This window comes from Planococcus rifietoensis, assembly GCF_001465795.2.
Lineage (GTDB): Bacteria > Bacillota > Bacilli > Bacillales_A > Planococcaceae > Planococcus > Planococcus rifietoensis.
Map to the genome: position 1 here is coordinate 1,115,053 of NZ_CP013659.2, position 21,169 is coordinate 1,136,221.

Genomic DNA, 21,169 nt, shown 5'->3' on the forward strand with positions numbered 1-21,169 from the left:
TCAAGTTCCTACATATAAAGGCAGTTTCTTTGGAATAGTTCTAATTAGTTGATACAATCATATTAATCTTGTAAGATAATGGCTTGAATAGGGGTGACTACATTGTTCAAATTCAATGATGAAAAAGAACATTTGAAATGTTCGTTTTGCGGTAAACCGCAAGAACAAGTTCGTAAACTGGTCGCAGGGCCAGGTGTATATATTTGCGACGAGTGCATCGAGCTTTGCACGGAAATCGTAGAAGAGGAACTCGGAACAGAAGAAGAAACTGAGTTCAAAGAAGTACCAAAACCGAAAGAAATCATGGATATTCTAGGTGGCTATGTAATCGGTCAAGACAAGGCGAAAAAATCCTTGGCAGTAGCGGTTTACAACCATTACAAACGCGTCAATTCCCAAAGCAAGATCGACGATGTCGAACTTTCGAAATCGAATATCGTCTTGATTGGGCCAACAGGAAGCGGGAAAACTTTGCTCGCGCAAACACTCGCGCGCATCCTGAACGTGCCGTTTGCAATTGCGGATGCCACATCGCTTACTGAAGCTGGTTATGTCGGGGAAGATGTCGAAAACATCTTGCTCAAATTGATTCAAGCGGCAGACTACGATGTTGACCGTGCAGAAAAAGGCATTATCTACATCGATGAAATCGATAAAGTGGCGCGTAAATCCGAGAACCCGTCGATTACACGCGACGTTTCCGGCGAAGGCGTACAACAAGCTTTGCTAAAAATCCTGGAAGGCACAACAGCAAGCGTTCCCCCACAAGGCGGACGCAAGCATCCTCATCAGGAATTCATCCAAATCGATACGACGAACGTCCTGTTCATCGTAGGCGGTGCGTTTGACGGCGTTGACCAAATCATCAAACGCCGCCTCGGCAATAAAATCATTGGCTTCGGTGCAGATCCAAACAAAGAAGAAATGGACGAAAAATCCCTTCTTAGCCAATTAATTCCAGAGGACTTGTTGAAATTCGGCTTGATCCCTGAATTTATCGGCCGCCTGCCAGTGCTCGCAAGCCTTGAGCAATTGGACGAAAATGCACTTGTGCAGATTCTGACAGAGCCGAAAAACGCACTTATCAAGCAATATCAGAAGATGATGGAGCTTGATGGCGTTACCCTGACATTTGAACACGACGCACTGATTGAAATTTCCCGCCTCGCAATCGAGCGGAAAACAGGCGCACGTGGATTGCGCTCAATCATCGAGAACATCATGCTTGATGTGATGTATGATTTGCCATCCCGTGAAGATATCGTCGAATGCATCATCACGAAAGAAACAGTGACCGAGAATTCGCAGCCGAAATTGATGCTGGAAGACGGCACTGAGTTCGATAACGGCAATAACGAAAAAACATCCGCTTAAAATTTGGCTGATGCACAAGAATAGGATGATACGGGCTGACTCTGAATCGTGCACATCCGCGCGTATGGGGGTCAGCCCTTTTTCCACGAAAAAACAACAGTCTTCGAGATAATTGGCGCAGACTGACAGAGAGAAAGAGAAATGACGGAGGTGCACTTAGTTATGGCGAAGAAAAAAGTGACAAAACAAGTCCCGCTCTTGCCGCTTCGCGGACTGCTCGTCTTCCCGTCGATGGTCTTGCATATTGATGTCGGCCGGGAGCGTTCAGTAGCAGCGCTCGAGCAAGCAATGATGGATGACCAGATCGTCTTTTTGGCGACTCAGAAAGATATGGCAGTGGAGCAACCGGACAAAGATGATTTGCATAAAATCGGTACCTTGGCTTACGTAAAGCAAATGCTGAAATTGCCGAACGGCACAATCCGTGTGTTGGTGGAAGGCCTTGAACGCGGCCAGTGGAACCAATACGAGGATGGCGAAAAATTCACGCAAGTGGAAGTGACGTCGTTCCCGGATGAACCGGAGCGCGATGCAGAGCAAGATGCGTTGATGCGTATTTTGCTGGAACAATTTGAAATCTTCGGCAAAGGCTCGAAAAAAGTGACGACCGAAACTTTCAATACTGTGGCAGATATCGAAGAGCCTGGCCGTTTGGCGGACATGATTGCTTCCCATCTATCGCTGAAATTGCAAGGGAAGCAGGAAGTGCTTGAAACTTTCGATATCACGAAACGCCTTGAACTATTGATTAGCCGCCTGCATAACGAGCAGGAAGTGGCAGATATCGAGAAACGCATCAACGACCGCGTGAAAAAAGCAATGGAACAAACGCAAAAAGAGTTTTATCTTCGCGAACAGATGAAAGCAATCCAAACCGAACTTGGTGACAAGGACGGCAAAGGCGCAGAAGTGGCTGACCTGAAAAAACGCATCGAAGAAGCCGGGATGCCGGAATCGACCGCAAAGACGGCATTCAAAGAATTGGACCGCTACGAAAAATTGCCATCCGCTGCGGCGGAAAGCGGCATTATCCGCAATTACATCGAATGGCTCGTAACGATTCCTTGGTCTGAAACGACTGAAGACCGACTGGATATCAATTACGCGGAAGAAGTGTTAAACCGCGACCATGACGGCCTTGAAACGGTAAAAGAACGCGTACTTGAGTATTTGGCTGTCCAGCAGATGACCAAATCGCTGCGTGGGCCGATTCTTTGCCTTGTCGGACCACCAGGTGTCGGGAAGACGTCTCTTGCCCGTTCGATCGCCGATTCACTTGATCGCAATTTCGTCCGCATCTCGCTCGGCGGCGTACGCGATGAATCCGAGATCCGCGGCCACCGCCGCACCTATGTTGGCGCAATGCCGGGACGCATCATTCAAGGTATGAAAAAAGCAGGTACCGTCAATCCGGTATTTTTGCTTGATGAAATCGATAAAATGTCCAATGACTTCCGTGGCGACCCGTCGTCAGCGATGCTTGAAGTATTGGACCCTGAACAAAACAATTCCTTTAGCGACCATTACATCGAAGAAAGCTATGACCTATCGAATGTGCTATTTATCGCGACTGCCAATGACCTAGGATCGATTCCTGGGCCGCTGCGCGACCGCATGGAAGTCATTTCGATTGCAGGCTATACAGAACTTGAGAAGAAATTGATCGCCAAAAACCATTTGGCACCGAAACAATTGAAAGAGCACGGTTTGACGCCAGAGCAGTTGGACTTCCAAGAAGACGCATTCGTTTCCATGATCCGCTATTATACGCGGGAAGCCGGCGTGCGCGGTCTGGAACGCCAAATCGCTTCCGTCTGCCGGAAAGTAACGAAGCAAATTGTTTCGAGAGAAAAAGAACAGGTGACAGTCGGCGCGGAAGAAGTCGAGAGCTATCTTGGCAAGAAGAAATTCCGCTACGGCGTGGCTGAAAGTGAAAACCAAGTGGGCGTTGCGACTGGTCTCGCCTATACTGCAGTTGGGGGAGACACTTTGCAGATCGAAGTGTCGCTATCTGCAGGCAAAGGCAAGCTGCAATTGACCGGTAAATTAGGCGATGTCATGAAAGAGTCGGCACAGACGGCGCTATCGTTTGTTCGTGCACAGGCAGAATCGCTTGGCATCGACCCGAATTTCCAGGAAGCACACGATATCCATATCCACGTGCCGGAAGGAGCCGTTCCAAAAGACGGCCCATCCGCCGGTGTGACAATTGCGACAGCGCTCGTTTCAGCACTCACGAAGCGGCCAGTGCGCCGCGACGTCGGCATGACAGGGGAAATTACGCTTCGCGGACGCGTCTTGCCGATTGGCGGACTGAAGGAAAAAACTTTGAGCGCCCATCGTGCAGGATTGAAGACGATCATCGTCCCTGCAGAAAATGAACGCGACCTCGACGATATTCCGGAAACCATCCGTGAAGAATTGGAATTCCATCTCGTCAGCCAAGCGGAACAAGCGCTTGAAATTGCGCTGGAAGGAGTAAAAGAATGAAGGTCCATAACGTAGAACTGGTGATTAGCGCGGTTCGTCCAGCGCAATACCCCGAAACCGAGCTTCCCGAGTTTGCACTCGCCGGACGCTCGAACGTCGGAAAATCGTCTTTTATCAATAAACTGATTGGCCGCAAAAGCATGGCTCGTATTTCGTCCAAACCTGGCAAAACGCAAACTTTGAACTTTTACAAGATCGAAGAAGACTTATTTTTCGTCGACGTTCCAGGTTACGGGTACGCAAAAGTATCCAAAAGCGAACGTGAAGCATGGGGCAAGATGATCGAGACCTATATTACAAGCCGCGAGCAATTGCGTGCAGTGGTTCAAATCGTCGATCTGCGCCATCCGCCGAGCAAAGATGACCAAATGATGTATGATTTCATGAAACATTACAACATCCCGTGCATCATCATCGCGACAAAAGCCGACAAGATCCCGAAAGGCAAATGGGACAAGCATAAGAAAATCGTCCGTGAAGGGCTTGACATGGAGAAAGGCGATCCATTAATCGTCTTTTCTTCCGAAACTGGGCTCGGGCAAGAAGCCGCCTGGCAGGAAATCGAAAAACGCATGTAAGCAAGCAGGCAGTTCACCTGACTGGCTTGAAATAAAACAGGACCCGGAAAATCATTGATTTTCCGGGTCCTGTTTTTTGTTTTGTATAGTAATCAGCTGAAATAGATGAACGAGATAATTAAACGAGTGAGCGAGATGAATGGCTCATCGGTTATTTCTTCATAAAGTAGTCGCCTCCCGCTTGGGGCATGCCTCCCACAATAAGCCAAGAAGAACACTTGTCTTATTGCTCCGGCTTGCCCATGTGCGCGGTTCGGCTTTTAGATTTCATTGGATATTGCGTGCGAAAACGTGTCATTATTAGTTGGTTTCATCCGCTGGTAGGGACACCTAGCTGGACTTGATAGTGAGATAAATCGGCCGATGATTATTTCATCGTAAAGCTAGCCGCCTCCCGCTTGGGGCATGCCTCCCGCAATAAGCCAAGAAGAACACTTGTCTTATCGCTTCGGCTCGCCCGTATGCGCGGTTCGGCTTTTAGATTTCATTGGATGTTGGATGCGAAGAAGTGTCACTGTTAATTGTTTTTATCCGCTCTTGGCGACGCTTAGCTGGACTTGATAATTATAGAGAAGTTCTGTGATCAGTTCAATTTGAATTTACGAAGATGATTAAAGTGTTTCACACTTGCTTAAGTGTATGATGAATTATATTTCCCCTCTAAAATTAGAGATGAAGCGGAAGGGAGGCGACGCCGGAGGGACCGCGCGGGCTGGCGAGACAAATGTGCCGCGTACTTTGGCACATTGGCTCAACACCCGCCCCTCGGCAAGCGTCCTCCCTGAAGCGCAATCTCCACCCAATACACCTCCTACTTAATTTTGATAATATACATATCTTTTTCCTAATTCAACACCATGAAAATTGCCATCTATTGTGCACAAGTTCACAGTCAATTCCGACTACAAGCGTTATACTTGTGACACCATAATCGCTTTGCTAGAATTGTAATTAGGTTAAGTTTAGAATGATTATAAAGTGGAGTTTCCGTAGCGGAAACCCTTGTACGATAAAGCAAAGTTCAAGCAGGTTCATGCCTTGTTCACAAAATTGCAGGCATAACCTGATGAAAAAGTGGTATACTTAGGGAAATGAAATATTGAACGCGAAAGGTGTTTTAAGCCCATGCATACACTCGTAGTCGGGGTCAACTACCGTTCAGCGCCTGTATCGATCCGTGAGAAGCTGTCGTTCATCGAAAGCGAGCTTCCACAAGCGATGCAAGCCCTGCAACAACAAAAAAGCATATTGGAGAACGTCATCGTATCGACATGCAACCGGACGGAGATCTATGCCGTCGTGGACCAGCTGCATACCGGCCGTTTTTACGTGAAGCAATTTTTGGCTTCCTATTTCGACATTCCGATGGAGCAGTTCTCCCAGTATTTATTCCTTCATGAACAGGACGAAGCGATTGATCATTTGTTCCGTGTCACTGCCGGAATCGATTCGATGGTGCTTGGCGAGACGCAGATCCTCGGGCAAGTGAAATCGAGTTTCCTCGCAGGCCAAGAAATCGGCACGACGGGAACCGTGTTCAATCAATTGTTCAAGCAAGCGGTGACGCTGGCGAAACGTGCGCATAGCGAAACAGCGATTGGCGAGAACGCCGTATCGGTTTCCTACGCAGCGGTCGAGCTTGGCAAGAAGATCTTCGGTTCATTGAAGAACAAGCATGTCGTCATTCTCGGAGCAGGGAAGATGGGCGAACTCGCCATCAAGAACCTGCAAGGCAGCGGAGCAGACCGCATTACGGTCATCAACCGCACATTCGAGAAAGCGGAAGTGCTCGCTGATAAATTCGGCGGAATGGCAAAACCATTGAATCAATTACAATGTGCCTTATTGGAAGCGGACATCCTGATTTCGTCCACCGGGTCGACGGATTTCGTCATCGATCTTGAGTTGATGCAGTTTGTCGAAAAGCTGAGAAAAGGCAAGCCGTTGTTCATGGTCGATATCGCGGTACCGCGTGATATGGATCCGCGCATCGGCGATCTTCAAAACGTTTTCTTATATGACATTGATGATATGCAAGGCATCGTTGAAGCGAACCTCGCTGAACGTGAACGCGCGGCGAAACAAATCGCCGGCATGATCGAACAAGAAGCAGAGCAGTTCAACGACTGGCTTGGTACGCTCGGCGTCGTTCCGGTCATTTCTGCACTGCGTGAAAAAGCGCTTGGCATCCAAGCGGAAACGATGGAAAGCATCGAGAACAAAATGCCGGATTTGACGGATCGCGAGAAGAAGATCCTCAACAAGCACACGAAATCGATCATCAACCAGTTATTGAAAGAGCCGATTTTGCAGGCGAAGGAAATGGGCACGGCGAAGAAATCACGCGAACAGCTAGAGTTGTTCATGCAGATTTTCGGCATTGAAGAAGAAGTCGAAGAGCAGCGTGAAAAACAAGCGCTTGCGACGCGCCAAAAAGCGGAGCGTGCACGCCTTGAAAAACAGCAAGAAGCACTGCAAGGGCAAGAAAATCCAGGCTATACTGTATAAAAGCATTTCCGATTGGCGTGGGTTTTCATCTCCATCGCCGTAAATGACCCAACCGGGCCGCGATTGCGGGATAGAGCTATCTTATAATGAGGCGTTTTCGAATCTATATGTTAAAATGTAGAGGCGAAACGCCTTTAATTATGGAAACGAAGGGGAATAGGATGGCTGATATAACAATGGCAAGGCTGCATGAAGCTATGGTTATACTATATGCTATCAGCCTTGTCTTTTATTTTGTCGATTATTTATATACTACGAAAAAAGCCATCCGGATCGCCATGTCACTTCTTGGGGCCGTGTGGTTATTGCAGACCGTGTTCCTGGTGCTCTATATCGTAGAGACGCAGCGATTCCCGGTACTGACTTTGTTTGAAGGCATTTATTTTTATGCGTGGCTACTCGTTACGCTATCGCTCGTCTTGCGGATTTTTTACCGCTTCGACTTTGCGGTATTTTTGATCAATATCATCGGATTCATCTTTATGGTTATCCATACATTTGCGCCGGTCCAGATCGAACGGTCGCCGGTTGGGGAAGCTTTGGTGTCGGAGTTGTTGTTCATCCACATCACGTTCGCGATTCTGTCCTATGCGGCATTTTCACTGTCGTTTGTCTTTTCCGCGCTTCACTTACTGCTATACAGGCTGTTGAAGCAGAAGAAATGGACGAAGCAATGGAGCAGCTTGCCGTCACTCGGGCAGACCGAACAAGGCATGACCATTTCCATCCTGGTCGGGATTCCGATGCTGTTCGTCTCGCTCGTTCTCGGCTTCCAATGGGCAGTCGTATCGTTGGAGGAATTTTCCATTTTAGATGTAAAAATTGTGGGTTCGTTCATCCTGCTGATTGTCTATAGCTTTATTCTATGGCGTCACCGGCGAGGCAACTTGAATGGCATGAACTATGCCTGGGCTCATTTGTATGCGTTTTTGTTATTGCTGATTAATTTCTTTTTCGGCAGTCGTTTATCGGAATTTCATTTTTGGTATTAATAGAAAGGTAGGATTCAGTTGAGAAAAATCATTGTAGGGTCAAGAAGAAGCAAGCTTGCGTTGACGCAAACCAACCAATTCATCGAGAAAATGAAAGCGGCAGGTGCGCCGTTTGAATTCGAGATTAAGGAGATTGTCACTAAAGGCGACCGCATCCTGGATGTTCAATTGTCAAAAGTGGGGGGCAAAGGGCTTTTCGTTAAGGAAATCGAAGAGGCGCTATATGCCAAGGAAATCGATTTCGCCGTCCACAGCATGAAAGACATGCCAGCTGTACTTCCTGAAGGTTTTGTCATCGGTTGTATCCCGGACCGGGAAGACCCGCGTGACGCCTTTATTGCGAATGACCATGTGAAATTGATGGATTTGCCAGTCGGCGCTGTCGTCGGCACTAGCAGCTTGCGCCGGAGCTCGCAGTTACTTTTGCTGCGCCCGGACCTCGATGTCCAGTGGATCCGCGGGAATATCGATACACGCCTCGCGAAGCTCCATGCAGGGGATTTCGATGCCATCATCCTGGCAGCTGCTGGTTTGAAACGCATGGGCTGGAGCGATGACATCGTCACTGAATTCATGAATACAGAAGACTGCCTGCCAGCGATCGGCCAAGGCGCACTCGCCATTGAATGCCGTGAAGACGACGAAGAGCTTCTTGTGGAACTGGCGAAAGTGAACGATAAAGAAACTGAACTGGCCGTTACGGCGGAGCGTAAATTCCTGAAAGACATGAACGGCAGCTGCCAAGTGCCGATTGCAGGATACGCGACGGTTTCAGGTGATGAAATTTCCTTCACAGGATTGATTTCAGCTCCAGAAGGCGACCAAGTGTATAAAGAATCAGCGGCCGGCAAAGACCCGATTGAAGCAGGCCGTATCGTAGCTGAAAAAATCAGTGCACAAGGCGGATATGATTTGATCCAGCGTGTCATCGCCGAAAGCAATGTGTAAGAAAAAACCGGTCATTATTTTCACCGGCAGCCGGCTGCCGAAAGAAGCGGCAGAGCTGGCACTGCAGAACGGGGCACAGGTGGAATATTTTCCGTTGATTGAAACGGTGCTTAGAAACACCGATGTGCCTGATTTCGGGCGCTATGGCTGGCTGATTTTCACGAGCCGCAATAGCGCCGAAGCTTTTTGCAAACTGCATCCCGAAACGAATGCGAAAATAGCGGCTGTCGGCGACAAGACCGCTGAAATGCTGGAAGAACACGGCTATACGGTCGACTTCATCCCATCAACGTTCAGTGCCGATGTCTTTGTCCAGGAATTTCCGGACATCGCCGGCAAGGAACGCTGTTTGTTTGTCCGGGGGGCGCTCGCCAAAGACACGATTTTGTCGATGCCTCTTGCGATCGATGAATGGACCGTCTACGACACCGTCAAAAAGCGCAGCAACGCGCAAGCGCTCGCAGAAATGTCCAATGTCACGATTATTTTCGCCAGCCCTTCAGCAGTTTCCGCTTACACGGATGCGGGCGGAAATTTCAAAAACATTCAGACTGCCGCGATTGGGCACATCACCGAACGAGCGATTAAAGAAGCGGGGGGCGAAGTTCATTTCCGCCCTGAAACTTATACGTATCTTGAAATCATCCAGACAATAGCGAAAGGAAGTTGCAACTTATGAAAGATTTGAAATTCGATCGCCACCGCCGCCTGCGCGGTTCAGCGAATCTTCGTGCAATGGTCCGTGAAACCTCCATCCAGAAAGAGGATTTCATTTATCCGATTTTCGTTGTGGAAGGCGAAGACTATAAAAAAGAAATCTCCTCAATGCCAGGCGTTTATCATTTTTCAATCGACCGCCTTGGCGAAGAATTGGATGAAGTGGTCGAACTCGGCATTCCGTCCGTCATTCTTTTCGGTGTTCCGAAAGATAAAGACCCGGTCGGCTCGCAAGCTTATCACGACCACGCGATCACACAAGAAGCGATTCGTTTTGCCAAACAGCGCCATCCAGAACTCGTTGTCATCGCCGATACGTGCTTATGCCAATACACTGACCATGGCCATTGCGGCGTTATCGAAGACGGCGTCATCTTGAATGACGAGTCGCTCGACTTGTTGGCGCGTACAGCGGTATCTCAAGCGAAAGCCGGAGCAGACATCATCGCGCCATCGAACATGATGGACGGATTTGTCGCGGCGATTCGCTACGGTCTCGACGAAGCCGGATTCTCAAATATTCCAATCATGTCATACGGCGTGAAATATGCTTCCGCTTATTACGGGCCATTCCGCGAAGCGGCGCATTCAACGCCTCAATTCGGCGACCGCAAAACCTACCAAATGGATCCGGCAAACCGCATGGAAGCACTTCGCGAAGCGTCATCCGATGTCAATGAAGGTGCCGATTTCATGATCGTCAAACCGGCATTGTCTTATCTTGATATCATCCGCGAAGTCCGCGATAACTTCGACATTCCGATTGTGGCTTATAATGTGTCCGGCGAATACGCAATGGTTAAAGCAGCCGCACAAAACGGCTGGGTCGATGAAGAGAAAATCGTCCTTGAAACTTTGCTCAGCATGAAACGTGCGGGCGCAGATATTCTGATGTCGTACCACGCAAAAGACGCGGTACGCTGGCTGGAGGGGAAATAACATGGGATACGAAAACTCTAAACAAGCATTCGAAGAAGCGAAACCATTGATGCCAGGCGGCGTTAACAGCCCGGTGCGAGCCTTTAAATCGGTCAATATGGACCCGATTTTCATGCAATCCGGCAGCGGCGCGACCATTACGGACATCGACGGCAATACGTATATCGATTACGTCTTGTCTTGGGGCCCGCTGATTCTGGGCCATGCCCATCCTGAAGTGGTGAAAGCCATCCAGGAACAGGCAACACTTGGCACTTCATTTGGCACACCAACGACCCTTGAAAACGATATGGCAAAACTCGTCCAAGAGCGCGTGCCGTCAATTGAAATGGTCCGTATGGTATCATCCGGTACAGAAGCGACGATGAGCGCATTGCGCGTGGCACGTGGCTATACCGGACGCAACAAAATCTTGAAATTCGAAGGCTGCTACCACGGCCATGGCGATAGCTTGTTGATTAAAGCAGGATCTGGCGTTGCGACACTCGGCTTGCCGGATTCACCAGGCGTTCCTGAATCTGTGGCAAAAAACACGATCACGGTTCCTTATAACGATTTGGAAAGCGTGCGTTTAGCATTCCAGGAATTCGGCGATGACTTGGCGGCTGTGATCGTCGAGCCGGTTGCCGGCAATATGGGTGTCGTCCCGCCAGCTGAAGGATTCCTTCAAGAGCTGCGCAACTTGACGCATGAAAACGGCACCGTTTTGATCTTTGATGAAGTCATGACCGGCTTCCGCGTCGGCTATAATTGTGCCCAAGGCCATTACAGCGTCACGCCGGACATGACATGCCTTGGCAAAGTCATCGGCGGCGGGTTGCCTGTCGGCGCATTCGGCGGCAAACGCGAAATCATGGAACAAGTCGCACCAAGCGGCTCGATCTACCAGGCAGGCACACTGTCCGGAAACCCGCTCGCGATGCGTGCAGGCTTTGAGACATTGTCGCGTTTGAATGAAGCAAGCTACGAAACATTCGTCGAACGTGGTGACCAGCTCGAAAAAGGTTTCCGCGAAGCGGCTGAAAAATACAATATCCCGCATACGGTCAACCGTGCAGGCTCGATGATCGGCTTCTTCTTCACGAATGAGGAAGTGACGAACTTTGAAACAGCTTCGAGTTCCGATCTGGAGTTGTTTGCGGAGTACTATCGTTTGATGGCGGAAGAAGGCATTTATTTGCCACCATCCCAGTTTGAAGGCATGTTCCTTTCGACTGCCCATACACCTGAACATATCGAACGCACAGTGCAAGCATTCCATAATGTGTTTGCGAAACTAGCGAAATAATTTAGATAAACCGTCCTTGAAGGCCAGAACCGCTGGCTTTTGGGGGCGGTTTTTTTCACAAATTAATTGTGCTCGTTTCTTTTATTATCAGGATAGGTGAAGGGAGAGGATTATATTTGCCATAAGAGTGACGAAACTTATTAGTTGAGAAATCGATTTGTAGAGGGAAGTGCATTTTCTGTCTAATAGTCTGGTAATATAAAACTAATGGTAATTTTAATTAGTGAAAGTTGGTAACGCATTGAAACGTTTTCTTGTAACTTTAGCCATTGCGCTTGGCGCTGGCTTTTTGTTTAGCTTGACCGGCTTGTTCCTGCCTTGGCTGCTGGGTCCGATGGCGGCTTTTCTTATTTTGCGTCAAGTGACCGATATGAAGTTCCACTGGCCGAAAGTGTTCCGGACGCTCGGGCTATTGCTGCTCGGTGTTCAGATCGGCGCAGCTTTTACGCAGGAGTCGGTATTGTTGATGGCGACAGATCTGCCGTATATGTTCATCATGACGATCGCGGTCGTCGCGTTTTCCTTAGTGCTCGGATGGTTGTTCCAGCGTATGACGCGCGTCACGATGTCGACGGCGTTGCTCGGTTCAATGCCGGGCGGCTTGTCGCAGATGGTGCTAATTTCAGAAGAAGTGAAATCCGCTAATGTGACGATCGTGTCGGTCATGCAGACCTTCCGCATCCTGCTCATCGTCTTCACCGTGCCGCTCGCTGCAGGACTCTTGTCGGGACGAGCGCCGGGTGACATCACAGAGACGGCCTTCCGGTTCTCGCCGTATGCATTCGGCATCGCACTCGTCTTCGGTTACGTCTTGTACTGGATCATGAAGCGCATTTCTTTTCCAGCGCGCGAATTGATGGCGCCGGTTCTTGCGATGGCTGTCGTCCAGACCTTGACCGGCAGCGATTTAATCGATTTACCGGGACTCGTCATCATCATCGCGCAAGTGTTGATCGGAACGCATCTCGGCTTGTCGATGGAGAAGCTTGGCGATTCCTTGGATGGGCGGATTGCAGGGGCAGTATTGCTCAATACCGTATTGCTCATTGTGTTTTCAGCAGGTCTTGCCTACGGATTGGAACTGCTATTGCCGGAGTATCTATTCCTCGACTTTTTCTTGAGTGCAGCCCCGGGCGGCATGGCGGAGATGACGATTACCGCGCTCGAGGCGGGAGCCGATGTGCCGCTGGTGACGAGCTTCCATCTGTTCCGGCTGTTCTTTATCCTGCTCGTTGCGGCGCCGCTCGTGTCTCACTACGTGAAAAAGCTTGACGCTAAATCAGGCTATTGAGTACAATAAGCTTAACAGGATATTGATGCGTTGATGAGGATAGTAAAGTGTCCGGGACATTTCAGAGAGGGAGCCGAGTGGTGAGAGGCTTTCATGTTCCGCATTTGAATGTCACCTCGGAGCAGTTGCCGTGAAATGAGTAGCGGGAACCGGATGCGAATCCGTTATCGAACTTGAGAGCCAGGCGCAATTCTGCCTGTGTATAAAGGTGGTACCGCGAAAAACTCCTTCGTCCTTTACGAGACGACAGGAGTTTTTTTGTATTCATTTTTAAGTTCGACAGTAAACAGAGCCGAATATTGGCCAAGAGGAGGAATTTGGATGAGCAAGCAATTATCAACGAAATACGAACCGCAAGCAATCGAACAAGGGCGTTACGACTGGTGGGTGGACAATAAATTCTTCGAAGCGAAACCGGAAAGCGGCAAAACGCCGTATACGATCGTTATCCCGCCGCCAAACGTCACGGGCAAACTTCACTTAGGGCATGCGTGGGATACGACTTTACAAGACATCATGACGCGCATGAAGCGCATGCAGGGCTATGACGCCTTGTGGCTTCCTGGTATGGACCATGCCGGCATCGCGACACAGGCGAAAGTCGAAGGCAAGCTGAAAGAAGAAGGCCGTTCACGCCACGATATGGGCCGCGAAGCGTTTCTTGAAGAGTCATGGAAATGGAAAGAAGAATACGCAGGCCATATCCGCCAGCAATGGTCGAAGCTTGGGCTTGGACTCGACTATTCACGCGAGCGTTTCACCTTGGACGAAGGCTTGTCAAAAGCGGTGCGCGAAGTATTCGTGAAATTGTACGAGAAAAAATTGATTTACCGCGGCAAATACATCATCAACTGGGACCCGGCGACCAAAACGGCGATCTCGGATATCGAAGTTATCTATAAAGACGTACAAGGTGCGTTCTATCATATGCGCTATCCGCTGGCTGATGGTTCTGGCCATATCGAAATCGCGACGACTCGCCCTGAGACGATGCTCGGCGATACGGCAGTAGCGGTTCACCCGAGAGACGAACGCTATCAGCATTTGATCGGCAAAAAGGTCATCTTGCCAATCATCGGACGTGAAATTGAAATTGTTGCTGACGATTACGTAGATCGCGAATTTGGAAGCGGCGCTGTGAAAATCACGCCTGCGCATGACCCGAACGACTTTGAGATCGGCAATCGCCATAATTTAGAGCGCGTCCTTATCATGCATGAAGACGGCTCGATGAATGAAAATGCCGGCAAATATGAAGGCATGGACCGCTTCGAATGCCGCAAAGCGATCATTAAAGATTTGCAGGACATGGACGTGCTGTTTAAAATTGAAGATCACCTTCACTCGGTCGGGCATTCCGAGCGCAGCGGTGCGGTCGTCGAACCGTATCTGTCGACGCAATGGTTCGTCGACATGCAGCCACTTGCCAAAAAAGCGGTCGATAGCCAAAAGAGCGACGACGGCGTCAATTTTGTGCCGGACCGTTTCGAAAAAACCTATTTGCACTGGATGGAAAACATCCGCGATTGGTGCATCTCGCGTCAATTATGGTGGGGACATCAGATCCCGGCTTGGTATCATAACGAAACCGGTGAAATCTATGTCGGCCACGAGGCACCGGCTGATGCGGAAAACTGGACGCAAGATGAAGATGTTCTCGATACGTGGTTCTCATCCGCCCTATGGCCATTTTCGACACTCGGCTGGCCGGAAGAAAACGATGAATTGAGCCGTTATTACCCGACCGATGCACTCGTGACGGGCTATGACATCATCAATTTCTGGGTATCGCGCATGATTTTCCAGGCGCTCGAATTCACTGGCGAAAAACCGTTCAAAGACGTGCTCATCCACGGCCTTGTTCGGGATGCGGAAGGCCGCAAAATGTCGAAATCACTCGGCAACGGCGTCGACCCGATGGACGTTATTGCGGAATACGGCGCGGATTCCTTGCGCTACTTCCTGGCAACGGCATCATCTCCAGGACAGGACTTGCGCTATTCGAATGACAAAGTCGAGTCGGTATGGAACTTTGCCAATAAAATCTGGAACGCATCGCGTTTTGCAATGATGAACATGGAAGGCATGGAGCACACAGACATCGATCTGTCCGGCGAGAAATCCGTGGCTGATACATGGATCTTGACGCGCCTCAACGAAACGATCGAGCAAGTGACAGACCTTGCGGAACGCTACGAGTTCGGGGAAGTCGGGCGCCTGCTTTACAACTTCATCTGGGATGATTTCTGTGACTGGTATATTGAGATGGCGAAATTGCCATTATACGGAGAAGACGAACAGGCAAAAGCGATGACGCGTTCCGTACTCGCATACGTGCTCGATAACACAATGCGCTTGCTTCACCCATTCATGCCGTTCATCACAGAAGAAATCTGGCAGAACTTGCCGACTGAAGGCGAATCGATCACGATTGCCGCTTGGCCGACAGCCGACCCGGCACTGAGCGATGCGAAAAAAGCCGACAGCATGAAGCTATTGATGGACGTTATCCGTTCGGTCCGCACGATCCGTGCCGAAGTCCAGACGCCGATGAGCAAGAAAGTGCCGATGACGATCAGTGCGAAAGACGAGACGACGTTGTCGGTGCTCGAAGAAAACGCAGCGTACATCGAACGTTTCTGCAACCCGGAGACTTTGACGATTGGCCACAACATCGAAGCACCTGAGAAATCGATGTCAGCGGTCGTGTCCGGAGCGGAATTGTTCATGCCGCTTGAAGGCTTGATCGACATCGAAGAAGAATTGAAACGCCTGCAAAAAGAACTCGACAAATGGGCGAAAGAAGTCAAGCTCGTCCAAGGCAAATTGTCGAACGAACGCTTCGTGTCGAAAGCACCGGAAGCGGTAGTGGCAGAGGAACGCAAGAAAGAAGCGGATTACCTTGAGAAGCACGCAACTGTTGAAAAACGCATGGAAGAATTGAAGAACCTGTAATAGGAAAAAGCGATTCCCTTTAAATGGGAATCGCTTTTTTCAGCTTGTCAAGAAAGCTAGGAAGCCGTGTTTTCCGAAGCTTATCGCTCGCTGTACGTGGACTCGCGCCCAAGCCTCCTCAGACGCCACTGCGGCCTGCGGGGTCTCGGTCGTCTCGCTGATCCACAGGAAAGATAAGGTCGACCAACGGGAGACATTATCTTTGCGAAAGTAATGCGCAGCATTATTGAGCAGAAGGGTTTACGAGCGAACGCTTCTTCAAATCCTTAGACAGGTCATTGATTTTGAATGTCGGAAAAATGATTCTATTTCAATTCGTAACTGAGTAATAACCTCATTTAGTTCCGGTCGCTGTCACGGAACGGATAGTTTTGTTCCAAGTTTGTAAAATGCTGTGCCAAGAGCTCGGCGATATTATCATCGTGTGTTTGGTAAAAAGAGCGTGCGCCGACTGGGTCTTCAAGTTCATTGAACACATGGCGGCCGTCTTCCAATAGCAAAAAGTCGATGCCGATGTAATCGCTGTTCAAGGCTGTGGCGATTTTTTCGACGTCGTTTCGCTGTGCAGCCGTCAGCTCGAATCGTTCAACGGAAGCACCGAGCGAATAATTCGCTTTGAATGAACTAGTGGCGCTGCGTTTGACCGCACCGACGATATTCTTGCCGATAACGTACGCCCGGACATCGGCAATATGCGGAACCACGGGCTGATAGAGGAGCAGGGATTCAACAGCAGGCACATCCTCCGGCGATTCGACAGGCCACACTTCCGCGCCGCCGTGGCCATCCGCGCTTTTGGCGATATACGGATACGGCAGAGCCGACCGATACGTCGGGATCGCGGGGAGGCCAAGAACTTGGAAAAATTGATAGCTTTGCCATTTATCGTTGGCGATGCGGTTCACTTCCGCACGGTTGATGAGCCGTACTCCGCGATCTTCCAAAAAACGGGCAGCATGCGGCTGCCGTACGCGGTAAAACACCGATTGGCCATGGACGCGCTGGATTAATTGTTCCACCCCATCCTCGCTCCAGTCATCCCAGGTGAGCAACTCAATTGAACAATAGCGCTTCAATTCATCGATAAATCCCTGGTTATGCTGTGCAGCCGCGGATTCATACAAAACGATCATGCCAAATCCTCCTGAATATAGCGGATCATCGCATCTGCGACGTTGACGCCTGTGACATTGAGGATATTGCGGATGTGTGCAGCGGCGTTGACTTCACAGACGAGCGTCTGGCCGTCGGGTCCGTATAGCAAGTCGACGCCGGCAAATACGGCACCGACCGCTTGCGCTGCATCCAGTGCGAGTTGCTGTTGCTGTTCGCTCAGTTCAACTGGGAAGGCACGCCCGCCATTTGTGATGTTCGCTCGGAAATCGGTGTCGGACTGCCGTTTCATCGCCGCGACGATTTTTTCGCCGACGATATTGACGCGGATGTCGCGCCCGCGGCTTTCTGCGATGAATTCCTGGAATACGTAATCGATGCCGGACAGGCTTTCGACTTTTTCGTAAAACTGCTCTTCGGTTTCGATCAGGTACACTTTCATGCCGAACGATCCGTGGCCTTCTTTGATAATCATCGGCAAGCCGAGTTGATCCAAGATGCCTTCGTAATAACCGGAACCTTGGATTGTGAAGTTCGGATAGACTTTCGGTGCAACGATCGTCTTCGGCATCGGGATCTTTCGTTCGGCTAGCCGGATGTACTGCGTGGCTTTGTTATCGCATAAATCGATGATCGCCGGATCGTTGTAAACGGGAACGCCGCGGCTTTTCAGGAAATATCCGAGCAGGATGTCTTTATCGAGCAGCACTGCAAAATCGGGAAACGGCTGCTGTTCAGACAGCGACATTTGGATTTCATAGTTTTTCTTAATGGATACTTGGATCCCTTGGCGCTCGGCGGCTTCTGCCATCAATTGCGCTTGGTCTTGAAATTTATCGGAAACGAGGCTTCCGTTATAGATCACCCAACAACTCAGCATTTCCATTCCACCTTCATGATATACTCATACGTAAAAAGTGTATCATGTTTACTTACGGAAAGAGGTTTTTTTATGATTACAGGACTCGATCACTATAAAGATAAATGGGGTGTCCAGTCGGACGCTTCGATTCAACCTGGACTAGAAGCAATGGAATCCGCGTTAGCTGAATTGAGAAATCCCCACCACGGGCTGCCATTTATCTACATTGCGGGAACCAATGGCAAAGGCTCCACGGCGGCTTTCGTTTCATCCATTCTTATGGCACACGGAAAACGTGTCGGGAATTTCTTTTCGCCTGCGATCGAAGATATCCATGACCAAATCCAGATTGATCGTTTGCCGGTCGCAGCCGCAGACTTCGACCAGGCAATGGAGCAGCTGGCGACAGTGAAAACGCCATTGACGGATTTTGAATTGCTGACGGTGCTTGCATTTCTCATTTTTAAAGACAAAAAGCCCGATTTTATCATCATCGAAGCGGGCATGGGCGGCAGGTTCGACAGCACCAATGTGATTGATCCGCTCATTGCGATCATCACGAGCATTTCAAAAGAACATACGGTCTTTCTTGGCGACACTATCAAAGAAATCGCTTGGCACAAAGCGGGAATCATTAAACAGGATAAGCCCGTCGTTATTGGCCCTCTGCCTGAGCTAGCTTTCGAGCAAGTCGACGCAATCGCAAAAGAAAAAAATGCTCCTGTGTCCAAGGTGCTAGAAGCGTACAAAGGTCCATTGAAGTTGAAAGGGAAACATCAAAAAATCAACGCGTCATTGGCATGGACGGCCACTGAACAAGTGCTGGGACGATTTTTTGAAGAGCAAAAAGCCGTTTCGGGCTTGGCTCAAGCAGCCATTTCCTTTCGCTTTGAAGAAGTGTTCCCGCAAGTCATTTTTGACGGGGCGCATAACGAAGCAAGCATTGATGCACTGGTGAAAACCGTACAGGAAAATTACCCAAATCAAAAAATCCATATTGTAATGGGGTTAATTCAAGGAAAGGACTATTTATCCATTTTAAAGTCGCTGGAAAATATTGCTGCACGTTTTACATTCATTAATTTTGAAGACGAGCGCGCAATGTCGGCGCAGATTTTATTTTCAGAAAATATAAGTAAAATAAAGACAATTCAAAATGATTATGATATATTACCTGTATACGAAGATATAGAAGTGACAATAGTCACAGGTTCTCTTTACCTACTTAGTATCTTAAAACAACAAAATTATGAAATGTTCCGGCTATACAAAAACCGCTGATCAGCAAAACGGGGGCGCTGTGTGAACATAGTAAGGGAGAAGTGCGATGGATCCATTAACAAAAAGAAGGCGAATCCTGTGGACAGCATGGTTATTGATTGTGCCGCCAGGGCTTTACCTCATCTATCAATATTACCCTCCGCCTTCCATGGAACTGGCCGATGTTCTAGCCTATCTGGCCTTTTTCGTGCTGGCTTGCTTGTTCCCGATGAACATCAGCGGCGTGCCCACCTATCTCGTACAATGGCTAACGGTAGCTGTATTTTTGAAATACGGATTGTTTGTCGAAGTCATCCTGTCCCAGATTACGATGATCATCGTCATTTTAAGGCTTCGAACTTCTGAAGGCATATCGGTGCGCATCCCGTTCAACTCAATGATGTTCTTTGCCGTTTCAGCGATTGCGGGTTTGACATTCCTGTTTGCAGGCGGTGAGATTGGTTCTTTAAATCTCGGAGATGTGATCGTGTTCGGTTTATTGTTCCAGACCGTCTCTTTTGTCGCCAATCAATTGATTCTCTACGGATATGCAAGAATCCTTGGCGAGCATAAAGACTTTTTCTCGCTCGATACCATCTGGGATTTCACCATTACGTTTTTGGTGTTTCCGTTCTCGATTGCCCTTTATATGTCAGAAGCCTATTTTGGCTTGGCGGCTCTATTATTGCTCGGCATCCCGTTCTTTACGATGACTGCGATTATTCACATGTACACCAATTCTGAAAAGGTGAACAACGATTTGAAAAAAGCGGGCGTGATCGGCCACCAACTAGCGGCCCGTTTATCAACAGACGAAGTGCTCGATCAATTTGTCATTCAAGTTGCCAATTTATTTAAAGTGGATTTTGCGTATGTCATTGATTTCCGCGATGGGCAGCTGCTGATGTTGAGGAAGTTCGAAGAAAGCCAATTGCAGCCGCTTGACAAGAAGCCGATTGAATACGACGAAGGAATTGCAGGACAAGCGATTGTAAAAGACAGTTCATACATGTTCAGCAGCAAAGCACAGTGGAAAAACATGCCCACGGAATACATTCATGCGGATTCAGAGAGCCTCATGGCCATGCCCATTTCACGAAACAATAAAATCGAAGGTGTTTTAGTTCTCACTGCCCGCAGGAAGCATGCATTTCTTCCCCATCAGCTGCAAATTCTCGATATTTTAAGCACGTATTTTGCCGTATCCTTGGAAAAAGCGGTCCTCGTCCAAAAAGCGATTGCCAAGAGCGAACGCTGCGGGCTGACGAAATTGTATAATTACCGCTACTTGGACGAAGCGATCGGCAAATGCATGGAACAAGTGAATAGCAAAGAGCTTGATCATCTGTCCGTAGTGATGATGGACATCGATTACTTCAAAGCGATCAACGACAAATACGGCCACCAAAGTGGCAACGAAATCCTTATTGCGCTGGCCAATCTATTGACGAAAATGGTCGGCAATGAAGGAACCGTCGCCCGCTACGGAGGCGAAGAGTTTGTCATCTTGCTGCCGGGCTACAGCAAGGAAGTGTCCATGCTGTTCGCTGAGAATATCCGCAAAGAAATAGAAAAGCACGAATTTACCATCCACAGTGACCTAGACGACAAACGCGGTACGGTGGGCATCAAAATCACCATGAGCATCGGCGTCTCTTCAGCACCAGAAGACAGCGATGACGCCATGGCCATGATCCGCAACGCAGACCGGGCGTTGTATATTGGGGCGAAGCAAGCAGGGCGCAATAAAGTCGCTGCCTACACAAAATAAGACTACAGAACGGCTTTTGCCGATTCTGTAGTCTTTTTCTCTCAGGAAAGATGGGAATAAAAGCTAAAGTTTTATTAAAAAGT

Annotated in this window: 15 protein-coding genes and 1 other annotated feature; of the genes, 13 read left to right on the forward strand and 2 right to left on the reverse strand. The window is 49.0% G+C overall.

The genetic code is table 11. The features are described 5' to 3' along the window. Positions 1 to 102 precede the first annotated feature (102 nt). The 11 genes from clpX to AUC31_RS05470 all read left to right on the forward strand — a co-directional run bounded on the left by clpX (position 103) and on the right by AUC31_RS05470 (position 16,080). On the forward strand, positions 103 to 1,374 hold the full coding sequence (gene clpX, locus AUC31_RS05420; protein ID WP_058381028.1) for an ATP-dependent protease ATP-binding subunit ClpX: 1,272 nt from the start codon (positions 103 to 105) through the stop codon (positions 1,372 to 1,374). A 162-nt stretch (positions 1,375 to 1,536) separates the two neighbouring features. Next, positions 1,537 to 3,864, forward strand: coding sequence for an endopeptidase La (lon, locus tag AUC31_RS05425; RefSeq protein WP_058381027.1), 2,328 nt, complete (start codon positions 1,537 to 1,539; stop codon positions 3,862 to 3,864). After that, positions 3,861 to 4,442, forward strand: coding sequence for a ribosome biogenesis GTP-binding protein YihA/YsxC (gene yihA / locus AUC31_RS05430; protein ID WP_058381026.1), 582 nt, complete (start codon positions 3,861 to 3,863; stop codon positions 4,440 to 4,442). Before lon ends, yihA begins: the two co-directional genes overlap by 4 nt. 1,125 nt (positions 4,443 to 5,567) lie before the next feature. Beyond that, complete coding sequence (gene hemA, locus AUC31_RS05435) at positions 5,568 to 6,950, forward strand: glutamyl-tRNA reductase (protein ID WP_058381025.1); 1,383 nt, start codon at positions 5,568 to 5,570, stop codon at positions 6,948 to 6,950. A 161-nt stretch (positions 6,951 to 7,111) separates the two neighbouring features. Next, positions 7,112 to 7,942 (forward strand): cytochrome c biogenesis protein CcsA, encoded by an 831-nt coding sequence (gene ccsA / locus AUC31_RS05440; protein WP_058381024.1) that lies wholly within the window; start codon positions 7,112 to 7,114, stop codon positions 7,940 to 7,942. Between the two features lie 18 nt (positions 7,943 to 7,960). After that, positions 7,961 to 8,890 (forward strand): hydroxymethylbilane synthase, encoded by a 930-nt coding sequence (gene hemC, locus AUC31_RS05445; protein ID WP_058381023.1) that lies wholly within the window; start codon positions 7,961 to 7,963, stop codon positions 8,888 to 8,890. After that, the gene (locus AUC31_RS05450; RefSeq protein ID WP_058381022.1) at positions 8,865 to 9,569 is read left to right on the forward strand and encodes a uroporphyrinogen-III synthase; all 705 of its coding nucleotides are present in this window, start codon (positions 8,865 to 8,867) and stop codon (positions 9,567 to 9,569) included. Before hemC ends, AUC31_RS05450 begins: the two co-directional genes overlap by 26 nt. Continuing rightward, positions 9,566 to 10,546 carry a porphobilinogen synthase gene (hemB, locus tag AUC31_RS05455; protein ID WP_058381021.1) on the forward strand — a complete coding sequence of 327 codons (981 nt, stop codon included), beginning with the start codon at positions 9,566 to 9,568 and terminating at the stop codon, positions 10,544 to 10,546. The genes AUC31_RS05450 and hemB overlap by 4 nt, the downstream gene beginning before the upstream one ends. A gap of 1 nt (position 10,547) precedes the next feature. Next, a complete protein-coding gene (gene hemL / locus AUC31_RS05460; protein WP_058381020.1) occupies positions 10,548 to 11,834 on the forward strand; it encodes a glutamate-1-semialdehyde 2,1-aminomutase in 1,287 nt (428 codons plus the stop codon). Positions 11,835 to 12,075: 241 nt separating this feature from the next. Then, entirely contained in the window at positions 12,076 to 13,125 is a 1,050-nt protein-coding gene (locus tag AUC31_RS05465) for an AbrB family transcriptional regulator (RefSeq protein ID WP_058383655.1), read from the forward strand. 21 nt (positions 13,126 to 13,146) lie between these two features. Further along, positions 13,147 to 13,365: a binding site (T-box leader), on the forward strand. A gap of 81 nt (positions 13,366 to 13,446) precedes the next feature. Continuing rightward, the gene (locus AUC31_RS05470; protein WP_058381019.1) at positions 13,447 to 16,080 is read left to right on the forward strand and encodes a valine--tRNA ligase; all 2,634 of its coding nucleotides are present in this window, start codon (positions 13,447 to 13,449) and stop codon (positions 16,078 to 16,080) included. Positions 16,081 to 16,418: 338 nt separating this feature from the next. On the opposite strand, the gene AUC31_RS05475 is transcribed toward AUC31_RS05470, so the two are convergent. Beyond that, complete coding sequence (locus AUC31_RS05475) at positions 16,419 to 17,213, reverse strand: ATP-grasp domain-containing protein (protein WP_058381018.1); 795 nt, start codon at positions 17,211 to 17,213, stop codon at positions 16,419 to 16,421. Beyond that, entirely contained in the window at positions 17,210 to 18,073 is an 864-nt protein-coding gene (locus tag AUC31_RS05480) for an ATP-grasp domain-containing protein (RefSeq protein ID WP_058381017.1), read from the reverse strand. The genes AUC31_RS05475 and AUC31_RS05480 overlap by 4 nt, the downstream gene beginning before the upstream one ends. Between AUC31_RS05480 and AUC31_RS05485 the strand changes: the two genes are divergently transcribed. Together AUC31_RS05485 and AUC31_RS05490 are read left to right on the forward strand one after the other, a co-directional pair. Beyond that, positions 18,020 to 19,336 carry a bifunctional folylpolyglutamate synthase/dihydrofolate synthase gene (locus AUC31_RS05485; RefSeq protein WP_237150709.1) on the forward strand — a complete coding sequence of 439 codons (1,317 nt, stop codon included), beginning with the start codon at positions 18,020 to 18,022 and terminating at the stop codon, positions 19,334 to 19,336. The genes AUC31_RS05480 and AUC31_RS05485 overlap by 54 nt on opposite strands. A 46-nt stretch (positions 19,337 to 19,382) precedes the next feature. Further along, positions 19,383 to 21,086, forward strand: coding sequence for a sensor domain-containing diguanylate cyclase (locus AUC31_RS05490; RefSeq protein WP_058381015.1), 1,704 nt, complete (start codon positions 19,383 to 19,385; stop codon positions 21,084 to 21,086). Positions 21,087 to 21,169: the final 83 nt, after the last annotated feature.